At 67.3% G+C, this 16,993-nt stretch carries 20 protein-coding genes; 8 read left to right on the forward strand and 12 right to left on the reverse strand.

Going from position 1 to position 16,993, the window contains the following annotated elements:
• Positions 1-10 precede the first annotated feature (10 nt).
• From AC3A6R_RS15170 to AC3A6R_RS15195, 6 genes are all read right to left on the reverse strand, one after another.
• Positions 11-1,006 carry a FecR family protein gene (locus tag AC3A6R_RS15170; RefSeq protein WP_487864766.1) on the reverse strand — a complete coding sequence of 332 codons (996 nt, stop codon included), beginning with the start codon at positions 1,004-1,006 and terminating at the stop codon, positions 11-13.
• Positions 1,007-1,116: 110 nt separating this feature from the next.
• Positions 1,117-1,635 carry an RNA polymerase sigma factor gene (locus AC3A6R_RS15175; protein ID WP_487864767.1) on the reverse strand — a complete coding sequence of 173 codons (519 nt, stop codon included), beginning with the start codon at positions 1,633-1,635 and terminating at the stop codon, positions 1,117-1,119.
• Positions 1,636-1,639: 4 nt separating this feature from the next.
• The gene (locus AC3A6R_RS15180; RefSeq protein ID WP_487860441.1) at positions 1,640-2,374 is read right to left on the reverse strand and encodes a secretin and TonB N-terminal domain-containing protein; all 735 of its coding nucleotides are present in this window, start codon (positions 2,372-2,374) and stop codon (positions 1,640-1,642) included.
• 239 nt (positions 2,375-2,613) lie between these two features.
• On the reverse strand, positions 2,614-3,075 hold the full coding sequence (locus AC3A6R_RS15185) for a hypothetical protein (protein WP_487864768.1): 462 nt from the start codon (positions 3,073-3,075) through the stop codon (positions 2,614-2,616).
• Positions 3,076-3,152: 77 nt separating this feature from the next.
• Positions 3,153-4,640 carry a Fic family protein gene (locus tag AC3A6R_RS15190; RefSeq protein WP_487864769.1) on the reverse strand — a complete coding sequence of 496 codons (1,488 nt, stop codon included), beginning with the start codon at positions 4,638-4,640 and terminating at the stop codon, positions 3,153-3,155.
• Between the two features lie 199 nt (positions 4,641-4,839).
• Entirely contained in the window at positions 4,840-5,640 is an 801-nt protein-coding gene (locus AC3A6R_RS15195) for an IclR family transcriptional regulator (RefSeq protein ID WP_487864770.1), read from the reverse strand.
• Positions 5,641-5,730: 90 nt separating this feature from the next.
• On the opposite strand from AC3A6R_RS15195, the gene AC3A6R_RS15200 reads away from it, so the two are divergent.
• The 8 genes from AC3A6R_RS15200 (at position 5,731) to AC3A6R_RS15235 (ending at position 12,483) form a co-directional block, all read left to right on the forward strand.
• Positions 5,731-6,717: a tripartite tricarboxylate transporter substrate binding protein gene (locus AC3A6R_RS15200; RefSeq protein ID WP_487864771.1), complete on the forward strand. Its 987-nt coding sequence runs from the start codon at positions 5,731-5,733 to the stop codon at positions 6,715-6,717.
• Positions 6,718-6,751: 34 nt separating this feature from the next.
• Complete coding sequence (locus AC3A6R_RS15205) at positions 6,752-7,630, forward strand: TauD/TfdA dioxygenase family protein (RefSeq protein ID WP_487864772.1); 879 nt, start codon at positions 6,752-6,754, stop codon at positions 7,628-7,630.
• Positions 7,631-7,824: 194 nt separating this feature from the next.
• Positions 7,825-8,889 (forward strand): LacI family DNA-binding transcriptional regulator, encoded by a 1,065-nt coding sequence (locus tag AC3A6R_RS15210; RefSeq protein WP_487864773.1) that lies wholly within the window; start codon positions 7,825-7,827, stop codon positions 8,887-8,889.
• Positions 8,886-9,674, forward strand: a complete 789-nt coding sequence (locus AC3A6R_RS15215) for an SDR family NAD(P)-dependent oxidoreductase (RefSeq protein ID WP_487864774.1) — start codon at positions 8,886-8,888, stop codon at positions 9,672-9,674. The genes AC3A6R_RS15210 and AC3A6R_RS15215 overlap by 4 nt, the downstream gene beginning before the upstream one ends.
• Positions 9,675-9,707: 33 nt before the next feature.
• Positions 9,708-10,682 (forward strand): Bug family tripartite tricarboxylate transporter substrate binding protein, encoded by a 975-nt coding sequence (locus AC3A6R_RS15220; RefSeq protein ID WP_487864775.1) that lies wholly within the window; start codon positions 9,708-9,710, stop codon positions 10,680-10,682.
• A complete protein-coding gene (locus tag AC3A6R_RS15225) occupies positions 10,675-11,445 on the forward strand; it encodes an SDR family NAD(P)-dependent oxidoreductase (protein ID WP_487864776.1) in 771 nt (256 codons plus the stop codon). Before AC3A6R_RS15220 ends, AC3A6R_RS15225 begins: the two co-directional genes overlap by 8 nt.
• Positions 11,446-11,478: 33 nt before the next feature.
• A complete protein-coding gene (locus tag AC3A6R_RS15230) occupies positions 11,479-12,030 on the forward strand; it encodes a VOC family protein (RefSeq protein ID WP_487864777.1) in 552 nt (183 codons plus the stop codon).
• A gap of 12 nt (positions 12,031-12,042) precedes the next feature.
• Positions 12,043-12,483: an ester cyclase gene (locus tag AC3A6R_RS15235; RefSeq protein WP_487864778.1), complete on the forward strand. Its 441-nt coding sequence runs from the start codon at positions 12,043-12,045 to the stop codon at positions 12,481-12,483.
• A 15-nt stretch (positions 12,484-12,498) separates the two neighbouring features.
• Here the strand turns inward: AC3A6R_RS15235 and AC3A6R_RS15240 are convergent, their stop codons facing one another.
• From AC3A6R_RS15240 to blaOXA, 6 genes are all read right to left on the reverse strand, one after another.
• Positions 12,499-12,918, reverse strand: a complete 420-nt coding sequence (locus tag AC3A6R_RS15240; protein ID WP_487864779.1) for a BLUF domain-containing protein — start codon at positions 12,916-12,918, stop codon at positions 12,499-12,501.
• A 17-nt stretch (positions 12,919-12,935) separates the two neighbouring features.
• Positions 12,936-13,898, reverse strand: a complete 963-nt coding sequence (locus AC3A6R_RS15245) for a hypothetical protein (RefSeq protein WP_487864780.1) — start codon at positions 13,896-13,898, stop codon at positions 12,936-12,938.
• Complete coding sequence (locus AC3A6R_RS15250) at positions 13,895-15,232, reverse strand: glycosyltransferase family 2 protein (protein ID WP_487864781.1); 1,338 nt, start codon at positions 15,230-15,232, stop codon at positions 13,895-13,897. The genes AC3A6R_RS15245 and AC3A6R_RS15250 overlap by 4 nt, the downstream gene beginning before the upstream one ends.
• 104 nt (positions 15,233-15,336) lie before the next feature.
• Positions 15,337-15,591: a hypothetical protein gene (locus AC3A6R_RS15255; RefSeq protein WP_487864782.1), complete on the reverse strand. Its 255-nt coding sequence runs from the start codon at positions 15,589-15,591 to the stop codon at positions 15,337-15,339.
• Positions 15,592-15,638: 47 nt separating this feature from the next.
• Positions 15,639-15,905 (reverse strand): glyoxalase superfamily protein, encoded by a 267-nt coding sequence (locus AC3A6R_RS15260; RefSeq protein ID WP_487864783.1) that lies wholly within the window; start codon positions 15,903-15,905, stop codon positions 15,639-15,641.
• Between the two features lie 42 nt (positions 15,906-15,947).
• Positions 15,948-16,757 carry a class D beta-lactamase gene (blaOXA, locus tag AC3A6R_RS15265; RefSeq protein WP_487864814.1) on the reverse strand — a complete coding sequence of 270 codons (810 nt, stop codon included), beginning with the start codon at positions 16,755-16,757 and terminating at the stop codon, positions 15,948-15,950.
• Positions 16,758-16,993: the final 236 nt, after the last annotated feature.

Below are 16,993 nucleotides of genomic sequence, written 5' to 3' on the forward strand. Positions count from 1 at the left end.
ACTTATTTTTTCAACTCAGGACGACCACCCCGCCCGGCAGCGAGCGCGCCTGCAGATCGAAGGCGTGCTGTAGCTGCGCCAGCGCGAGGTCGAGCGACGCAATGTAGAAGCTGCCCGTGACGGGCCGGTCGCGCGCGGCCGCGTTCACCAGCACGACGCGGCCCGGGCGATAGCGGTTGATCTCGTCGAGCACGTCGGACAGGCGCGTCTCGGTGAACACCAGCGCGCCCTTGCGCCAGGCAGCGAGGCTTGCCGCGCCGACGAGCGCCACGCCGCTCACCGACCGGTTGTCATACACCGTCTGCTGGCGCGCGCCGAGCTCGCGCGTGCCGGCCGGGTGCTCCACGCGAACCGCGCCCTCGATGCAGGTCACGCAGACCTTGTCGTGCAGGTAGCGGACCTCGAAGCGCCCCGCCGCGGCCAGGCTGCGCCCGGCGCCCGCGACGACGCCGAAGGCCGGCCCGCCATGCCGGCCGGACGGCAGGTCGAAAGCCGCCTCGCCCGCGAGCAGCTCGACCCCGGTGGTCCGGCCGTCGGCCGTCTCGCGCCGGATGCGGGTCTGGGTGTTGAGCGTGACCTGCACCCGCTCGCTCAGGTCCACCACCAGTTGCTCGCCGGTGGCGGTGCGGTAGTCGGCGCCCCACTCGCCCGGTGCGGGCCACAGCCCCGCGGGCGGGCGGAACACGGCCACGCCTGCCACGCCGGCCATGGCCGCCGCACCGGCTGCGGCGCCGAGGAAGGCACGGCGGGGCAGCGCCGGCCGGGGCCGGTGGCGAGCATGGAAGGCCGCCGCTTCGGCATTGGCGCGCAGCAGCTCGGCGGAGGCCGGGCCGAGCGCGGCCCATTGCGCCTTCGCCTCCCGCACGGCCGCGGCATGCAGGTGGCTGCGCGCCAACCAGCGCTTGAAGCGCTCGGCGTCCTGCGGCTTGACCGCGCCCGAATGGAACAGGCGCAGCCATTCCCAGGCCTGGCGACGGGTTTCGTCGTCGCGCAGGGACGGGGTCATGGCGTCATGCGTCACGGCCGCGGCCTTTCAAGGGGCCACGGTCCGTGCTGCGGCGCGGGGCGATGCGGTGCTTCACCCCATACGACGAACGGGGCGGCCGGACCCCGCAACTATTTTTCGTCATGGGCGATCCTCGCGCTCAGGTGGTCGTGCGCATGCTTGAGCTCGTATTCGACGGTACGCAGCGAAACACCGAGCCGCCTCGCCACCTCGGGCTGGGTGAGCCCCTCCATGTGCACCAGCACGACGACCTCGCGCCGCCGCGCGGGCATGCGGTCGAGCAGCCTGACGACCGCGTCGAGCTGCGAGCGCGCCTCGGCGATGCGGTCCGGGCCGGGCGCCGTGTCGGCGAGCTCCAGCAGTGCATCGATCTCGTCGAACGGCAGGTTGCGGCTCTGGCGGCGCTGGATGTCGAGCGCGATGTTGTACGCCATCCGCACGAGGTAGCCGCCCGGGCGCTGGATCGGCCCGTCCGCCGTGCCGCCCTGGTCGTTCACGCGCAGCCAGGTGTCGTGCAGCGCGTCTTCGGCCAGGTCGGCATTGCGCAACGCCCGCCCCAGCTGACGCTTGAGGGCGTCGTAGTGGCGGGACAAGTAGTCCATCAGCAGGGGGCGCGCGTCTTCGGCCATGGCATCAATCGGCAGGGTCGGCCGCAGGGTCGCGGCAGCCGGGGTCGCCGCCGGGCTCGGCCGGGCGCACCAGCAGCGTCAGTGGCTGCGGCATGCCGGGCGGCGGCGCCTCGGCCAGGCGCACCGCCGCGAGCGCGCGCAGCATGGCCGAATCCCGCGCCGCGTCGCCGCTGGAGCCGAGCAGCCGGGGCCGCTGCAGCCGGCCCGTGGCATCGACCTCAAAGCGCAGCAGCGATCGGTAGGCGCCCGGCCGGGTGCGCGGGTCGTCGCACAGGGCCTGCCAGACCCGCGCCTGCACCAGGCCCGGATAGCCCGCGAGGTTCCCGAGGCTGGCGGCGCGCGGTGGTGGTGCGGCGGCCGGTTCCGCCGGCTTCAGCGCGAGCGTGGGGCCCGAGCCTGTGCGCACCTGCTCTGCGACCAGGCCCGTGCCTTCGAGCAGCAGGCGCAGCGCGGCATCGGGTGCGTAGCGGCCACGCACCGCAGAAGAGGTGCGCCCCGCCAGGATCTCGCTGCGAAAGAGCGCGGGCTGCCGCGTCAGCGCCGCGTAGCGCTTGAGCGCATCGGCCAGCGGCAGGGCCGGCAGGTCGAAGGCGATCGCAGCAGCATCGTCCGGCACCCGTTCGGCCGCGGGCGGCAGCAGCGGCGGGTCTGCTACGGGCGGCTCAGCCGCGCAGGCCGACGCGGCCGCGCGGCACAGCACCAGCCCGCAGAGCGGCAGGAGAAGGAATCGGGTCGGCAAGGAGCGCGCGCCATTCGGGAAACTTGCATGCTGTCACCGGCATGTGACGGGCGCGTTGCAAACATTCCCATTAGCGCGGCTGTCGGTTTTCACCGGGCTTGGAATTTTTCCACTGAAAATGGAACTCCGATTCTGCGGAGGAGCGAAGGCCTGCCCGAAGAGCACCGGATCGGCGCTGCGTCGTGCCGGCCGGGCACGGCAGAATGCGACCAACAGGCCGGAACCAGCGGTGCCAGTCGTTAAGGGCGCCCCTCAAAAGCGTCGATCATGGAATACAGATGGTGCAGTTCAGATTGCCTGTCAGGCTGACCTTCAAGTAGATCGATTTCATGCCGAACTCGATGGAACTCTGGTTCCGTGCGGATTTTTCCGCGATCAAGCACCTTGGCAAGTCGTCGTTCCTCGTTCGCCATGAACTCAGGGTATGCGTGCTCGGTCGCCGCGAACCAAGCTTTTGCGACAGCTGGCCGCCATTCTTCCGGAAAGTCCGAAAGCGAATCCAGCATCTCTCGCCAACCTTGTTCCAATCCCGCAGCCACCTGCGAGGGGGTCGGTTTGGGAGTTCCTTCGCGAACTGTGGCGACGAAGCCGCGCACTCCGGCACATACCTGGTAAATCGCCTCTGATGTCTTGCCCGGAATCTCCTTTAATGCCAGGCCGAACAGCTCATAAGTGGCACAAAGCTTGTCTACTTTTGACATGGTGCGAACGCCCCTTTTTTGGCTGCAACCAGCCCTAACCGGCAACCTCGACAATCATGAGTCCAGATCGACCAAGCTCACTGCGTTGGCTCTCGGACGGTGAGAACTTCTCGGGCCTTGCCCTCGATCGCATCGAAGATCTCAGGCGCGACCTCATCGGCGTAGCGCTTTCGCTTGTTATTCGAGATCGCACCGCCGTTGTTCAGCGCAATCGACACCAGCGTCGCCAGCGTCGAACCACGCAGCTCGTACTGGTCATTGATTTGTTTGCGCACCGCGTCGAAATGAACGATGAAGTTCCTCTCACTGCGCAGCTCCACCTCCAGTGCTTCGCGCGCCATGCTCAAGCCGAATTCCACACAGCGAGTGGCATCCCAGAATCGAAAGATCGTGTCGTCACACTTGAAGGTGAATTCGAAGTCTCCCTCGCCGGCCGCCCTGGCGTTGACCAGCGCGCGCGCCGGACGGGAGAAGTCCTGCAGGACGTTCAGATACTGTGGCTCGTGGCGCTTCATGGCCACAGAAACCGGAAGGAGCATGCCGTCGGGCAATTGGCCGGACTGGCATAGGACCTTGTGAAAGAGAAAGCGGGAGAGACGTCCGTTCCCATCCATGAATGGGTGCAAGAAGACAAAACCGAAAGAGGCAATGCTGGCGGCCATTAGCGGATCCAGACGCTTCGCGGTGTCGTTGGCGAAACGTGACCAGGCATCCATCAGTTCCGGCAGATCATCAGGCCGCGGAGGCACAAAGGTCACGCCCAGCGCACCGCGGCCACCATCGCTCAGCCAATTCTGCTCCGTCCGGTATTGAACTGCCTTGTTGTAAGGGTTGGAGACGATCGAGGTCTGCAACTCCACCAGATACTGCTCGTCGAGGGCACGCGGCTCGTGCGCCTGGCGCAGCAGGCCGATGAATGTGCGCGCCTTGTCTTCCGACGGCGCCTCGTTCTCGATCGCGTAGCTGTCTTGGGTCTCATGCAGATACGCCCAAGTCAACGTGCGATCGAGTAATTCGCGGTCGAGCGAGGAAACGAATTCGCGAGTGGCCGCCAGCACATCAAAGTCCAACAACTCCTTGATCGCCGGCGTGCGCTCCACTGTGACGCAGTAATCCCAGGTCCCGAGACCGTTGAAGTTGACTCGCCATCGAGAGTCGCGGTCGGTCCCGCCTGTGTAGTAACGACGTGGGTCGAACAAGTCAACATAGCCCGCGGTGATGACCGGCTGGGCCACCACCTGGTTGCCGGTGAAGTGTTCCCACGCGCTGCAGAGCATTCGCACGTACTGTCCATTCGGAGTCGCGGCAAGCGCCGCGGCCAGATCGGCGCCGGCGAGGTGCTTGGATGCGCCTGCAAGCACCTGCAGGTTCACTCCCTCATGCTTGAGGGCAAAGAGCAAGTGCGCCACCAGGTCGCCGTCGGCCGGCGTCAGGGCGCCCGGCACGCCAAGGGCTTCAGCCGATGACATGATGCGCGTGACCGGTTTGACCAAAGCGGGTCGGCGCACTTCGAAGATGGGCAGGTCCAGGCTTGACCGCACGTATTCGTAGCCCACGTAGGCCATTTTTTCCTAAGTGTTACAAGTTTTTTTGCATTCTAAGGCCTGAATCCCAGATTTTAGCCATTCTCCGGCGCTCGGCCCAGGGCCTCGTCGGCTGGCGATCTGGCGATCTGGCGAACCATCCTGAGTGGGACGACGGTTCAAAGCCGAGAGATTCATCGGCCCGAAAGTGTTGAATCCAAAGGCGATTGGGGTCCAACCCTCACTGAGAATCCGCAGCGGCGCCCGAGCCGATCTCCTCGCGGATGCGCGCCACGGTCTCGAGCAGCCGCGGCGCCACCTTGGCGATCATCATGTCGCGCGGCAGCAGGTAGGCCGGCCCGCCGCAACTGAAGGCGAAGCGCTCGCCCTGCGGCCCGCGCACCGCGAAGCCGAGCGCATGGATGTGCGGATTCCATTCGCCGAACGAACTGCAGTAGCCGAGGCGCGCGTGCTCCTCGAGCCCCGCGGCAAGGCGCGGCGCAAGCGCGGCCCAGCCCTCGCCGCTGGCCAGCCGGATGCGCTCGAGCATGGCATCGCGCTCGGGCGGATCGAGGCTCGCCAGGTAGGCCCGCCCCGAGGCCGAGGTGGCGATCGTCATGCGCGAGCCGATCTCGATGCGCGAGGTAATCAAGGCGGTGCGCGGCCGCAGCGAATCGATGATGAGGATGTCGAGGTCGTCGCGCACGCCCATGTGCACGCTGGCGCCCGCGAACTCCGACAGCGCGACCAGGTGCGGGCGCACCGCCGCGCGCAGGTCGAAGTGGCGCAAGTAGCGGTTGCTCAGGTCGAGCAGCGCGGGCCCCAGCGCGAAGCGATCGGTGTCCGCGGCTTGGCGCAGGTAGGCGGCCGAGACCAGCGTGGCCGTGAGCCGCGAGACGGTGGCCTTCGGAATGCCTGTCGCATCAGCCAGTTCGCGGTTGCTCAGCGGGCCCGCCGCGTCGCCCACCACACGCAGCAGCGCGAGCCCGCGCGCCAGCGCAGCCACCTCGGCGCCGCCGCCCGATTCCAGTCGTTCATTCATTTTTAAAACACCGTTTCATTTTTCTATTGACCCTGCGCCGCAACTCGATCATATTTCGGAACGTTGTTCCATTAAAAAGAGAGACAAGCCATGCACACGATGCACCAGCCCACGCGGCGACACCTGATGCTTTCCGCCGGCCTCACGGTCGCGGCGCTCGCCGTTCCGCTGCGCGCCGCGGCCCGCGACTTCCCGGCCGGCCCGGTCAAGATCATCATCCCGTTCGCTCCCGGCGGGCCGACCGACACGGTGGGCCGGCTTATCGGCCAGAAGCTGCAGGAGATCTGGGGCCAGCCGGTGATCATCGACTACAAGCCCGGGGCGGGCACCGCGATCGGGGCCGATTTCGTCGCCAAGTCGGCGCCCGACGGGCTGACGATCGGCATGGTGAATTCGTCGTTCGCGGTCAATCCGTCGCTGCGCCGGAACCTGCCCTACGACACGGTCAAGGACCTGGCCGGCATCACGCAGATCGCCAACCTCGAACTCGCGATCGTCGCGCGGCCCGACACCCCGTTCAACAACGTGCGCGAACTGGTCGCCTACGCGAAGAAGAACCCCGGCAAGCTCACCTACGGCACGCCCGGCGCGGGCAGCACCACGCACCTGGGCGCCGAACTGCTCAAGCGCGAGGCCGGCTTCGACATGCTGCATGCGCCGTTCAAGGGCAGCGCACCGGCCCACACCGAGCTGATGGGCGGGCGCATCGACCTGGTGTTCGATCCGCTGCTTTCGGTGCTGCCCTACATGAAGGCCGGCCGCATGAAGATGATCGCCACGCTCGGCGAGCAGCGCGTGCCGGGCTTCGACTACCCGACCGTCGCGGAGACGCTGCCGGGCTTCTACGTCAACGCGCTGCTCGGCTTCGTGGCGCCGCGCGCCACGCCCGCAGCGGCGGTGCAGAAGATGCAGCAGGACATCGCCCGCGTGCTCAACGCGCCCGACATGCGCAAGCGCATCGAGGAACAGGGCATGACGGTGGTCGCCTCGACCTCGGCGCAGTTCGATGCCTTCGTGCAGTCCGAGATGAAGCGCTGGGCCAAGACCATCGCCGATGCCGGCATCCAGGCCGAATAGCCCCCTCCCCCCCCGAAGAACGTCATCCGAACCCATGACACTGCAACTCAAGCCCCTTCATCCGGTCTTCGCCGCCGAGGCCAGCGGCATCGACATCGCCCGCCCACTCGGCCAGGCCGAGATCGACGACATCCGCGCCGCGATGGACGAATACGCCGTGCTGGTCTGGCGCGACTGCCCGCTCTCGGGCCAGCAGCAGCTCGACTTTGCGAAGTCCTTCGGCCCGCTCGACATCGGGCTCAAGAAGGTGTTCCGCCGGCCCGAGCGACTCGAGGACGAGCGGCTGATCGACATCTCCAACGTCGACGCCGAAGGCAACGTGGCGCGCCGCGATTCGCCGAAGAACCTGTCGAACTTTGCCAACCAGCTGTGGCACAGCGACAGCTCGTTCCAGAACCCGCGCGCCGCCTACTCGATGCTGCATGCGCTGGTGCTGCCGAGCTGGGGCGGCACCACCGAGTTCGCCGACCTGCGCGCGGCCTACGACACGCTGCCCGAGCGCACCCAGCGCGAGATCGCGGATCTGCGCGCCGAGCACTACGCGCTGCACACGCGGCTGCTGCTCGGCGACGATGCCTACACCGACGCGCAGAAGAAGGCGATCCCGCCGACCGTCTGGCCGCTGGTGGAAACGCATCCGGGCTCGGGCCGCAAGCTGCTCTTCGTGGGCGTTCATGCGCGCGAGATCGTCGGCTGGCCCATCGCCGAAGGCCGCATCTACCTGCTGGACCTGCTCGAGCATGCGACCCAGCGCGAGCGCGTCTACAGCCACGAATGGCGCGTCGGCGACCTCGTGATGTGGGACAACCGCAGCACGCTGCACCGCGGTCGGCGCTACGACATCGCCGAGCGCCGCGAACTGCGCCGCACGACGACAGAAGACGTGCCGTCGACGGTGCCTGCGGCCGCCTGAAGGCCGGCCGGCCGCCGTGCGGCGGGCGGTGGAACCGTTTCTAGCTGAGCGACATAACTCGGACAAGCCAGTCAGGGTTATTGCGCATAGAAACGTTTCCACAACATGCCGCACACTGCGGCCATGTTCGCTGCCGCACCCTTTTCTCTTTCTCTTGTCCTTTCCGCTTCATCGGCGCCGCAGGCGGTGCGCGCATGAAGGCCAAGGTCACCATCCGCGAGGTCGCGCGTGCCGCGGGCGTGGCGATCGGCACCGCGTCGCGCGCGCTCAACCGCACCGGGCGTGTGAGCGAACAGGCGATCGCGGCGGTCACCAAGGCCGCGCGCGATCTCGGCTACACCCCCGACGCGGTGGCGCAGAGCATGCGCACGCGCTCCACCGGCGTGGTCGGGCTCATCGTGTCCGACCTCGCCAATCCGCTCTACGCACGGATCATCACGGCCGTCGAGTCGCGCCTGCTGACGGCGGGCTACACGCTGCTGGTGGCGAGCACGCACAACGACGGGGAGCGCGAGAAGGTGCTGATCGATCTGTTCCGGCGCCGCCGCGTCGACGGGCTGATCCTCGGCCCCTGCCATGCCGAGACGCCGGCCTACCTCGACCTGCTCGCGGCCGACGGCCCTGTGGTCGCGCTCGACCGCGACTTCCAGGGCGAGAACGCGGGCGTGCACGTCGACCACTACCACGGCGCGCTGCAGGCCACGCGCTACCTGCTGAACCTGGGCCACACGCGCATCGCGCTGCTGACGCCGGGCAGCGTGCTGCGCCCCGGGCGAGAGCGCATCGCGGGCTACCGCGACGCCTTTGCCGAACGCGGCCTGCAGCCCGACCCGAAGCTGATCCGGGCCGAGAAGTCGGCGATGGACTTCGCCTTCAGCGAGGCGCTCGCGCTGCTCGGCGCGCCGGCTGCGCCCACCGCCTTTTTGTGCCTGGGCACGCGCATCCTCTCGGGCGTGCTGCAGGCGCTGCGCCATGCGGGCCGCGTGGTGCCCGACGACGTGAGCGTGGTCAGCATCGGCGACACCGACCTGTCGCAGCTGTTCAGCCCGGCCATCACCTCGCTCACCTGGGACCTCGAGGCGGTCGGCACGGCCGTGGCCGAGCTGCTGCTGCGCCGCCTCGACAGCACGGCGCCGCTCGAGCAGGAGCGCATCCTGCTGACCACGCAGATGGTGCTGCGCGAATCGTGCGGGCCCGCTGCGAAGCCCGCGGCTCGCGCCAAGACCTCGGCTACCGCACGGAAAGCCGGCGCGGCATGACGACCGGGCAGCGCCTGCACGGCAAGGTGGCGATCGTGGTCGGCGCCGGCTCGATCGGCGACGGCATCAGCAACGGTGCGGCCGCGGCCCTCACCTTCGCGCGCGAAGGCGCCAAGGTGGTCTGCGCCGACCGGTCGCCCGAGGCCGCGGCGGCCACGGTGCGACTGGTGCGCGACGGCGGCTGCATCGCGGAGCCTTTCGAGGCCGACGTGCGCAGCAGCGCGCAGATCGCGGCCATGGTGCGCCACTGCATCGAGCGCTTCGGCCGCATCGACGTGCTGCACCACAACGTGGGCGTGGAGGAATTCGGCGAATTGCTCGAAGTGACCGAGGACTCCTGGGACCGCGTGCATGCGATCAACCTCAAGGGCCCGATGCTCACGGCGCGCGAGGTGGTGCCGCACATGATCCGCCAGGGCGGCGGCTCGATCATCAACATCTCGTCGATCGCGAGCCGCAAGTGGAGCCCGATGCAGTTCCTGTCGTACAGCACCTCGAAGGCGGCGCTCAACCACATGACGCGCGTGGTGGCGCGGCAGTACGCGCAGCACCAGGTGCGCTGCAACGTGATCGTGCCGGGGCTGATCGACACGCCGCATGCCGCGGCCTTGTTCGAGGGCGACGAAGCGGCGCGCGCCGGCCGCGAGATGCGCAGTGCGCGCTGCCCCATGGGCCGCCAGGGCTCGGCCTGGGACGTGGCGAATGCGGCGCTCTACCTCGCCTGCGACGAATCGAGCTACGTCACCGGCCTCGAGCTGGTGGTCGACGGCGGGCTGTCGCTCTAGGTCCCATCACATCCACAACAAGGAGACATCACCATGCGCAAGATCTGGATTGCAGCGGCGCTCGCGGGCCTGGCGCTCGCGGCGCGGGCCGAGACGGCCTCGGACTATCCCTCACGGCCGATCCGCTTCGTGCTGATCTCGGCCGCGGGCAGCGGCGGCGACACGCTCGGGCGGCTGCTCGCCGACAAGATGGCGCCGCTCGTCAAGGGCGTGTTCGTGATGGACAACAAGCCCGGCGCCAGCGGCGCGATCGCGACCGACTTCGTCGCCAAGGCGCCGCCCGACGGCTACACGATCGGCATCGGCGGCGCGACCACGCACGTGCTGCTGCCCGCGAGCAATCCCAAGCTCTCGTACGACTCGGTGAAGGACTTCGCGCCGATCGGCCAGGTGGGCACCGCGTCGATCCTGCTCATTGCGACCAACGACTTTCCGGCAAACAACGCCAAGGAACTGGTCGCGCTCGCGAAGAAGGCGCCCGGAAGCGTGCAGTACGCGAGCTGGGGCATCGCGTCGACCGGCCATTTCTGCGGCGAGCTGTTCAACCTGCGCACACAGGCGCAGATGAGCCACATCCCCTACAAGTCGGTGGTGCAGATCCAGACCGACATGCTGGGCGGCCACGTCAAGCTGGCCTACGTCGACATGGCCTCTGGCACGCCGATGGTGAAATCGGGCAAGGTGAAGGCGATCACCGCCTGCACTTCGCGCTCGCCGAGCCTGCCCGAGGTGTCGAGCTACGACGACGAGGGCATCGACTTCGCGGGCAAGCGCATGGGCGCGCTGCGCTGGGCGCTGTACGCACCCGCGGGCACGCCGAAGCCGATCGTCGCCAGGCTCTCGGCGGCGCTCAAGCAGGTGGTCGAGATGCCCGACGTGAAGGCGCGGCTGCTCGACCTCGGCATCACCGCGGCCTACGTGGGCGGCGACGAATTGCGCAGCATGACGGCAGCCGACATCGAAGGCTGGAAGCAGATCGCCAAGGCGGCGAACATCAGCGATGAATGAGGGCGCGGCGCTCCGGCTGCTGGACGGGAGCGTGGCGCTGGTCACGGGCGCATCACGCGCGCGCGGCATCGGGCTCGCGACCGCGCGGCTCTTCGCGCAGCACGGCGCCCGCGTGGCGCTGCTCGACCTCGACGAGGGCGAGGCCGGGGCGGCCGCGCAATCGATCGGCGCGGCGCACATCGGCATCGGCTGCGATGTGCGCGATGCCGAGGCCTGCGCGGCGGCGGTGGCGCGCGTGCTGCAGTGGGCGGGCCGCATCGACGTGCTCGTGAACAACGCCGCGGTCACGCAGAAGCGCGCGGTGCTCGACGTGACGGCCGACGATTTCGACACGGTCGTGTCGATTGCGCTGCGCGGCACGCTGCAGATGTCGCAGTGCGTGATTCCGGCGATGCGCGCGCAGCGCAGCGGCTCGATCGTCTGCATCTCGTCGATGTCGGCGCAACAGGGCGGCGGCGTGTTCGGCGGCAGCCACTACTGCGCCGCCAAGGCGGGCGTGCTGGGCCTGATGCGCGCCATGGCGCGCGAACTCGGCCCCGACGGCGTGCGCGCGAACGCGGTGACGCCCGGGCTGGTGATGACCGACTTCTCGCGCGGCGCGACCTCCGACGAGCGCAAGCACGAGTTGGGCAAGGGCTTTCCGCTCGGGCGCGTCGGCACGCCCGAGGACATCGCGGGTGCGTGCCTCTACCTGGCCTCGGACCTGTCGTCGTTCATGACCGGAGCCACGCTCGACGTTAACGGCGGCGCCTACATGCGCTGACCGGCGCGCACGCTTTCAAGGCTCGACTTCATCATGAGCAAACTTTTCGGCAGCGTGCGCCAGGTCGGCTACGTCGTCAGCGACATCGAGCAAGCGATGGCCCATTGGTCGCGCACGCTGGGCGTGGGCCCCTGGTTCTACAAGGAAGACGTCGGCACGACCGAGTTCAACTACTACGGCAAGCCGTCGCGGCTGCCGAAGCTCTCGATCGCGTTGGCCAATTCCGGCGACCTGCAGATCGAACTGATCCAGCAGCGCGACGATGCGCCCTCGCTCTACCTCGACTCGCTGCGGCGCGGCGGCGAAGGCGCGCAGCATCTCGCCTGGTGGACCGACGACGGCTTCGACGACGCCGTGCGGCAGCTGCTGTCGATGGGCTACGTCGAGGGCCACAGCGGGCGCATGGGCGCACGCGGGCGCTTTGCGTACTTCGTGCATCCGGCGCTGCCGAGCGGCATGTTCGAGATCTCGGAGATGGCCGGCGGCAAGGGCGACTACTTTCGCGAGATCCGGCACGCGGCCGATAGCTGGGACGGCCACACCGAGCCGATCCGCCGCATTGGCGCACCCATTTCCAATCCTTGAGGAGAACACCACGTGGAGACCCCAGCCATGCTGCAGGCGGCAAGAATCAAGACGGTGCGCGACCACATGGCGCTCGAATGCACCCAGGAGTGGGATGCGGTGATCGCCACCTTCGCGCACCCGCGCTACGAGATGCACGGCAGCGGCGCGGTGTTCGACGGCGAGGCAGAAGTGCGCGGCTATTTCGAGAGCTCGCGCACGCCCTTCCCCGACCTCGCCAACGAGATCATCGCGATCGCGGCGGACCACGACACGGTGCTGGTCGAGTTCTGGCTCAGCGGCACGCACCTGGGGCCGCTGCAGGCCGAGGGCAAGGTGTACGAGGCCACGGGCCGCCGCTTTCGCATCCGCATGGCCGCGAGCTTCGAGTTCGCGCCGGACTCCGACAAGATCGTGTGCGAGAGGCCCTACTCGGCCGCCGATGCGAAGCTGCGCGCGCTTGGGCTCGAATGAGCCGCGTGCGCCCGCCTACAGCGCCACCCAGTTCGGCGTGGCGGTGAGTGCGCGGAAGAACGGCGCAACGGCGGCGGGCGCGATCTCGTAGGGCGATTGCGAGGGATCGAGGCCGTGCCGCCGGGCAACGGCCCGCATGCGCTCGTCCCAGCGCAGCAGCGCCATGGACCATTCGGGAAACGCACGCACTGCGATGAAGGTGCGGTCGAGCACGACCGGCGCCTGGTGGCGCAGGTCGACCTGGATCCTTGCGTACAGCGCCTCGAGCGCCGCATCGTCGCCCTCGAGGTACTGCAGGTACACGCCGTCGAGCAGGCCCAGCGCACCGGTGATGCCCGCTTTTTGATTGTCGGTGCGCGAAATCTCGAGGATGTCGGCCAGGTCGGCGGCACGGAAGGCGATGGCCTTGCTGGCATAGATGAGGCGGGCGAGCATCGGAGGTCGGCGGCAGATCAGAAGAGGATCACCCATTCGCCGCGCAGGTACCGGTACTGGTAGCTGGGGCCCGAGAAGCTGGTGCTGCGGCTGTAGCCGGCACTGAAGCGGAACACCTGCGAGCCCCGCACCGGGCTTTGCAGGTTGATGTCCAAAAGCCGCGTCGGCTGGCTCACGTCGTGGTTGATCTTCTCGTTGCCGAGGCCCGCGGTCACGGCGGCCGTCCAGCCCTGGAAACGGTAGCGCCAGCCCACCGCGAGCATCGCCTCGCTGTAGCTCTTGGGGTTGAAGTAGGCGCGATCGACGTCCTCGTGCGTGCTGCGGTAGGTGCGATAGCGCGCCTGCAGCGTCAGGCCCAGGTCGAGCGAGGGCTGGTAGATCACGCGGAAGCGGCCGAGGTCGCGCCGGTTGCCGTCCGAGAAGTACTGCTGCCCGAGCAGCCCCACCAGCGTGACATGACTGCCGATGCCCTGGTCGACGGCCACGCCGACGATCGAGAAGTCGACGCCGCGGTCGAGCGCGCGCGGCGTCTCGACCCAGTCGCGGTTCACGATGAATTCGACCGCGGTGCTCTTCGTGGGCGAAATGCGGTAGCTGCCGTCGAGCGTGAGCAGCGTGTGCCCGCCCTGGCGGAACAGACCGGCCTCGATCACGCCGCCGTCGGCGGTGCGGGTCTCGACCGAGCGCGCGAGGAACGAGACCTTCTGCCCGTTCCTGCGCCAGTTGTCCTGCCGGTACTGGTATTCGCCGAGCCGGAAGCCCAGGTAGCGGTCGGCATGCGCGAAGGCCGGGAAGAATTCGGCCGACACGCGGCGCGACTGGAAGTTGTCGCTGTCGTGGGTCAGGTACACCTCGCTGCCATAGGCCATGCCCGAGCGCTCGCCGGCGGGCTTCGGCGCCTCCTCGGCCCAGCTGGGCGCGGCCAGTGCCATGCAGAAACCCGACAAGGCGCCGGCCACGACGCGTGCGGCCCTGGTCATTTCGTTCCCCACGATTTGGGCTTTCTCAAAAGTTCGTCCAGGTAGCCCAGGGCGCTCGCGGGTTGCAGCAAAAAGCTGTAGAGCAGCACGTAGATGAAGAACCCCCCAAAATTCCGCCGCACCACGAGGCCCGTGCTCCTGAACATCCGGCGCTCGATCGAGAACATCAGGAAGCTTAGTGCGAAGGCGGCGGGCAGCAGCGCCAGCGTCATCGGCCCGACGATCCAGTAGTAGCCGAACAGCGCGAACACCACGCCGGGGATGAAGCCGATGGTGAATGCCACGTCGAGCCATGGGAAGAACACGTTCCAGTAGATGAAGAAGGTCGAGAGCCGCGGCTGCAGCAGGATGCCGGGATGCTGCACGAAGGCTTCGGCCATGCCGCGCGCCCAGCGCTGGCGCTGCTTGACGAGCTGCCCGACCGTGGTGGGCACGTTGGTGAACAGGCAGGCGTCCTCGCAGTGGCCGATGCGGTAGCCGGCCTTGAGCAGCGCCCAGGTGAGCACGATGTCCTCGCCCACGCACTCGGGCCAGCCACCCACCTCGGCCAGCGCGGCGCGGTCGTAGATCGAGAAGGCACCTTGCGCCACCAGCGTGCCCTGGAACAGCGACTGCACGCGCTTGATCGAGGCGATGCCGTGGAAGTAGTCCCATTCCTGGCAGCGCGTGAGCCAGTTGAGCCGCGAGTTGCGCACCAGGATCTTGCCCGCCACCGCGCGGGTGTTGGGCGGGTCGGCGCGGTAGCGCTCGACGATGTTGACCAGTGCGCCGCGGTAGAGGAACGAGTCCGCATCGACCGTGATGACGAGGTCGTGGCGCACTGCCTTGAAGCCGATGTTCAGCGCGCGTGCCTTGCCGCCGTTCTGTTGCAGGTCGACGAAGGTGAGCCACGGAAAGCGCGCCTCGGCGGCGCGCACCACCTGCGCGGTGCCGTCCTTCGAGCCGTCGTTGATGACGATGACCTGCAACTCGCCGGGGTAGCCCTGCCGGTCGATGCTGACGAGCGTTTCCTCGATCGAGGCTTCCTCGTTGTAGGCCGCCACCAGGATCGAGATCGGCGGATAGGCCGTGAGCGGCCGGCGCACGGGCCGGCGGTCGAGCATCAGGCTGATCGCGAGGAACGCATTCATGAAGCCCGGGATCACGGCGATGCCGTAGACCAGGAACACCGCGACCACGATGCCGACGTACTGCCGCAGGTCGGCCAGCCAGTGGGCCGCCGCCCAGATGGAGAAAGCCGCCCAGGCGCTGGCGCCTGCCAGTGCGATGAAGAATTTGGCGACGACGGGCAGGTAGAGCCTCGATCGTGGCCTGCCGTGATGCGCGTCGGTCATGGTGTCCTCGTGAGCACGAGAATGTAACGCGATCGCCGATTTTTAAGGCATTTGTTTACACTTCCAAGCCTAACTCCGTGGTATGCGTGCCACGTTGCCCAGCCTCATCGATCAGGGCCTCTTGCACCAATCAGATCGCGCACGGCAATGGCCAGCACGACAAGCGCTAAGCCGGCGGCGGTCAGGGTTGCCGCCGTGTAGAAGCCGATCAGGCCCCAATAAAGGACAGGCTGCTCGACGGCAAGGATCTCAGGTCCTTTGCGGTTGTTGAGCACCCCGGTGCGCACGCTTTCCACCACTTCGGTGGCTCCAATAAGGCAACCCCAGCCGATCAAGGCCGCGACGGCGAGGGCTGCCATCGACTGTAGCCATGACCGTCGGTGGCTCGGGGCATTCGGACGGCCCGTCACGTTCGCAATGCGTTGCCAAAGATCAGCCGCTTCCCGTAGGAATGCCGCACCGTCACCTCATGTGTTCCCCACCCCGTGTCCTTGATGCCAGGACGCGCATGGCCGTACTGCTTGGCTGTCAGCCCGGCATGCAAGCTAGCGATCCCGAATGCGCAGGGCACACCGCCGCAGCCGCCCCTGTGGTGTTCAGCCAAGTGCTGCACACGGCCGGCGTGCGACACGAGGTACGGTGGCAGCGCAGGCTCAAAGCGATGTTGCTCCATCGGCGTTGTTTCCTTTTGGTTGTCCCGCTCCAAAGCCTAGCATCAGCGGCTGGGATTGATCACCGTAGACAGTTGTTGCAGTAGTTGTTCGCGAGCACGAATGCCGGCGTTTGGGGATCGCGCTCTTTTGTCCTGAATCAGGTGGGCGAACACCAGGGACTGCGCACCATTCGTGGCCCAGCCCACGTACCAGCCATACGCTTGATCCGCCCGGTATCGGTTGTCTCTTCCCGGTGAGCCGGTGCCAGTTTTCCCGTGAACGCTCCAGCCATCCCAGTGCCGGCTCTCCAGGGTGATACGCGCGGTCATCTCCAATGCGTGAGCGCTTATTGGAAGCTGGCCGTTGACGAGCTTTCGCAGGAACGCGACCTGCTCAGCGGGTGAGATCTGCAGCGACGACATCACCCAAACGCCGTTGCTTCCCGGATTCAGAACCGAAACTGCCGTTACGTCGGCATTGCCATAGCCGAAGGATTTCACGTATCTCTCGAAACGGGCCTGCCCCAACTCCTTCACCACCTGCTGCGAGTACCAAAACACGGAATTTTCAATCCATGTGGTCGGGTTGATGTCCCGCCTCCAGGCGTCTCCAGCCCAGTCCGGGTATCCAGTACGGTACGGCCACGACGGCTTTTCCGCCTCCACCAGGATCCCAGAGTCAAATCCCATCGCGCTGATCGCGAGCTTGAACGTCGACGCAGGCGTTACACGCGTGTCGCAGCCTGTGCCGCTCCTGACGACGGGGTTGCCGGTCACCGCGTCCACAATCAGGGTACACATTGGGCTGGCGGATGACGTGAATGCTGCGAGCAGCACAAGCGGGGTGAGAACGGTTACTACAGCTGTGCGCATCTTCGAACCCAAAACATCAGGAGCGGGAGTTTCGCTCAACGGGCAGCTTCGAGCACCGAACACTCGAGGACCTCAGCGTCTGCTTTCGGCGCCTAGCTACTTCTGCTTTGGGCGAGGGCCCACAGGTCGATGCAAAGGCGCGACGCACGCGTGGATCCAATGGCTTGAAATCGAAACTTGCGAAAGTTCAACGGCGCGCTACGCGAAATTCGGATGGGGCCAGCGGCGCAATTGGA

It is taken from the genome of Variovorax sp. Soil_C_19 (genome assembly GCF_057657255.1).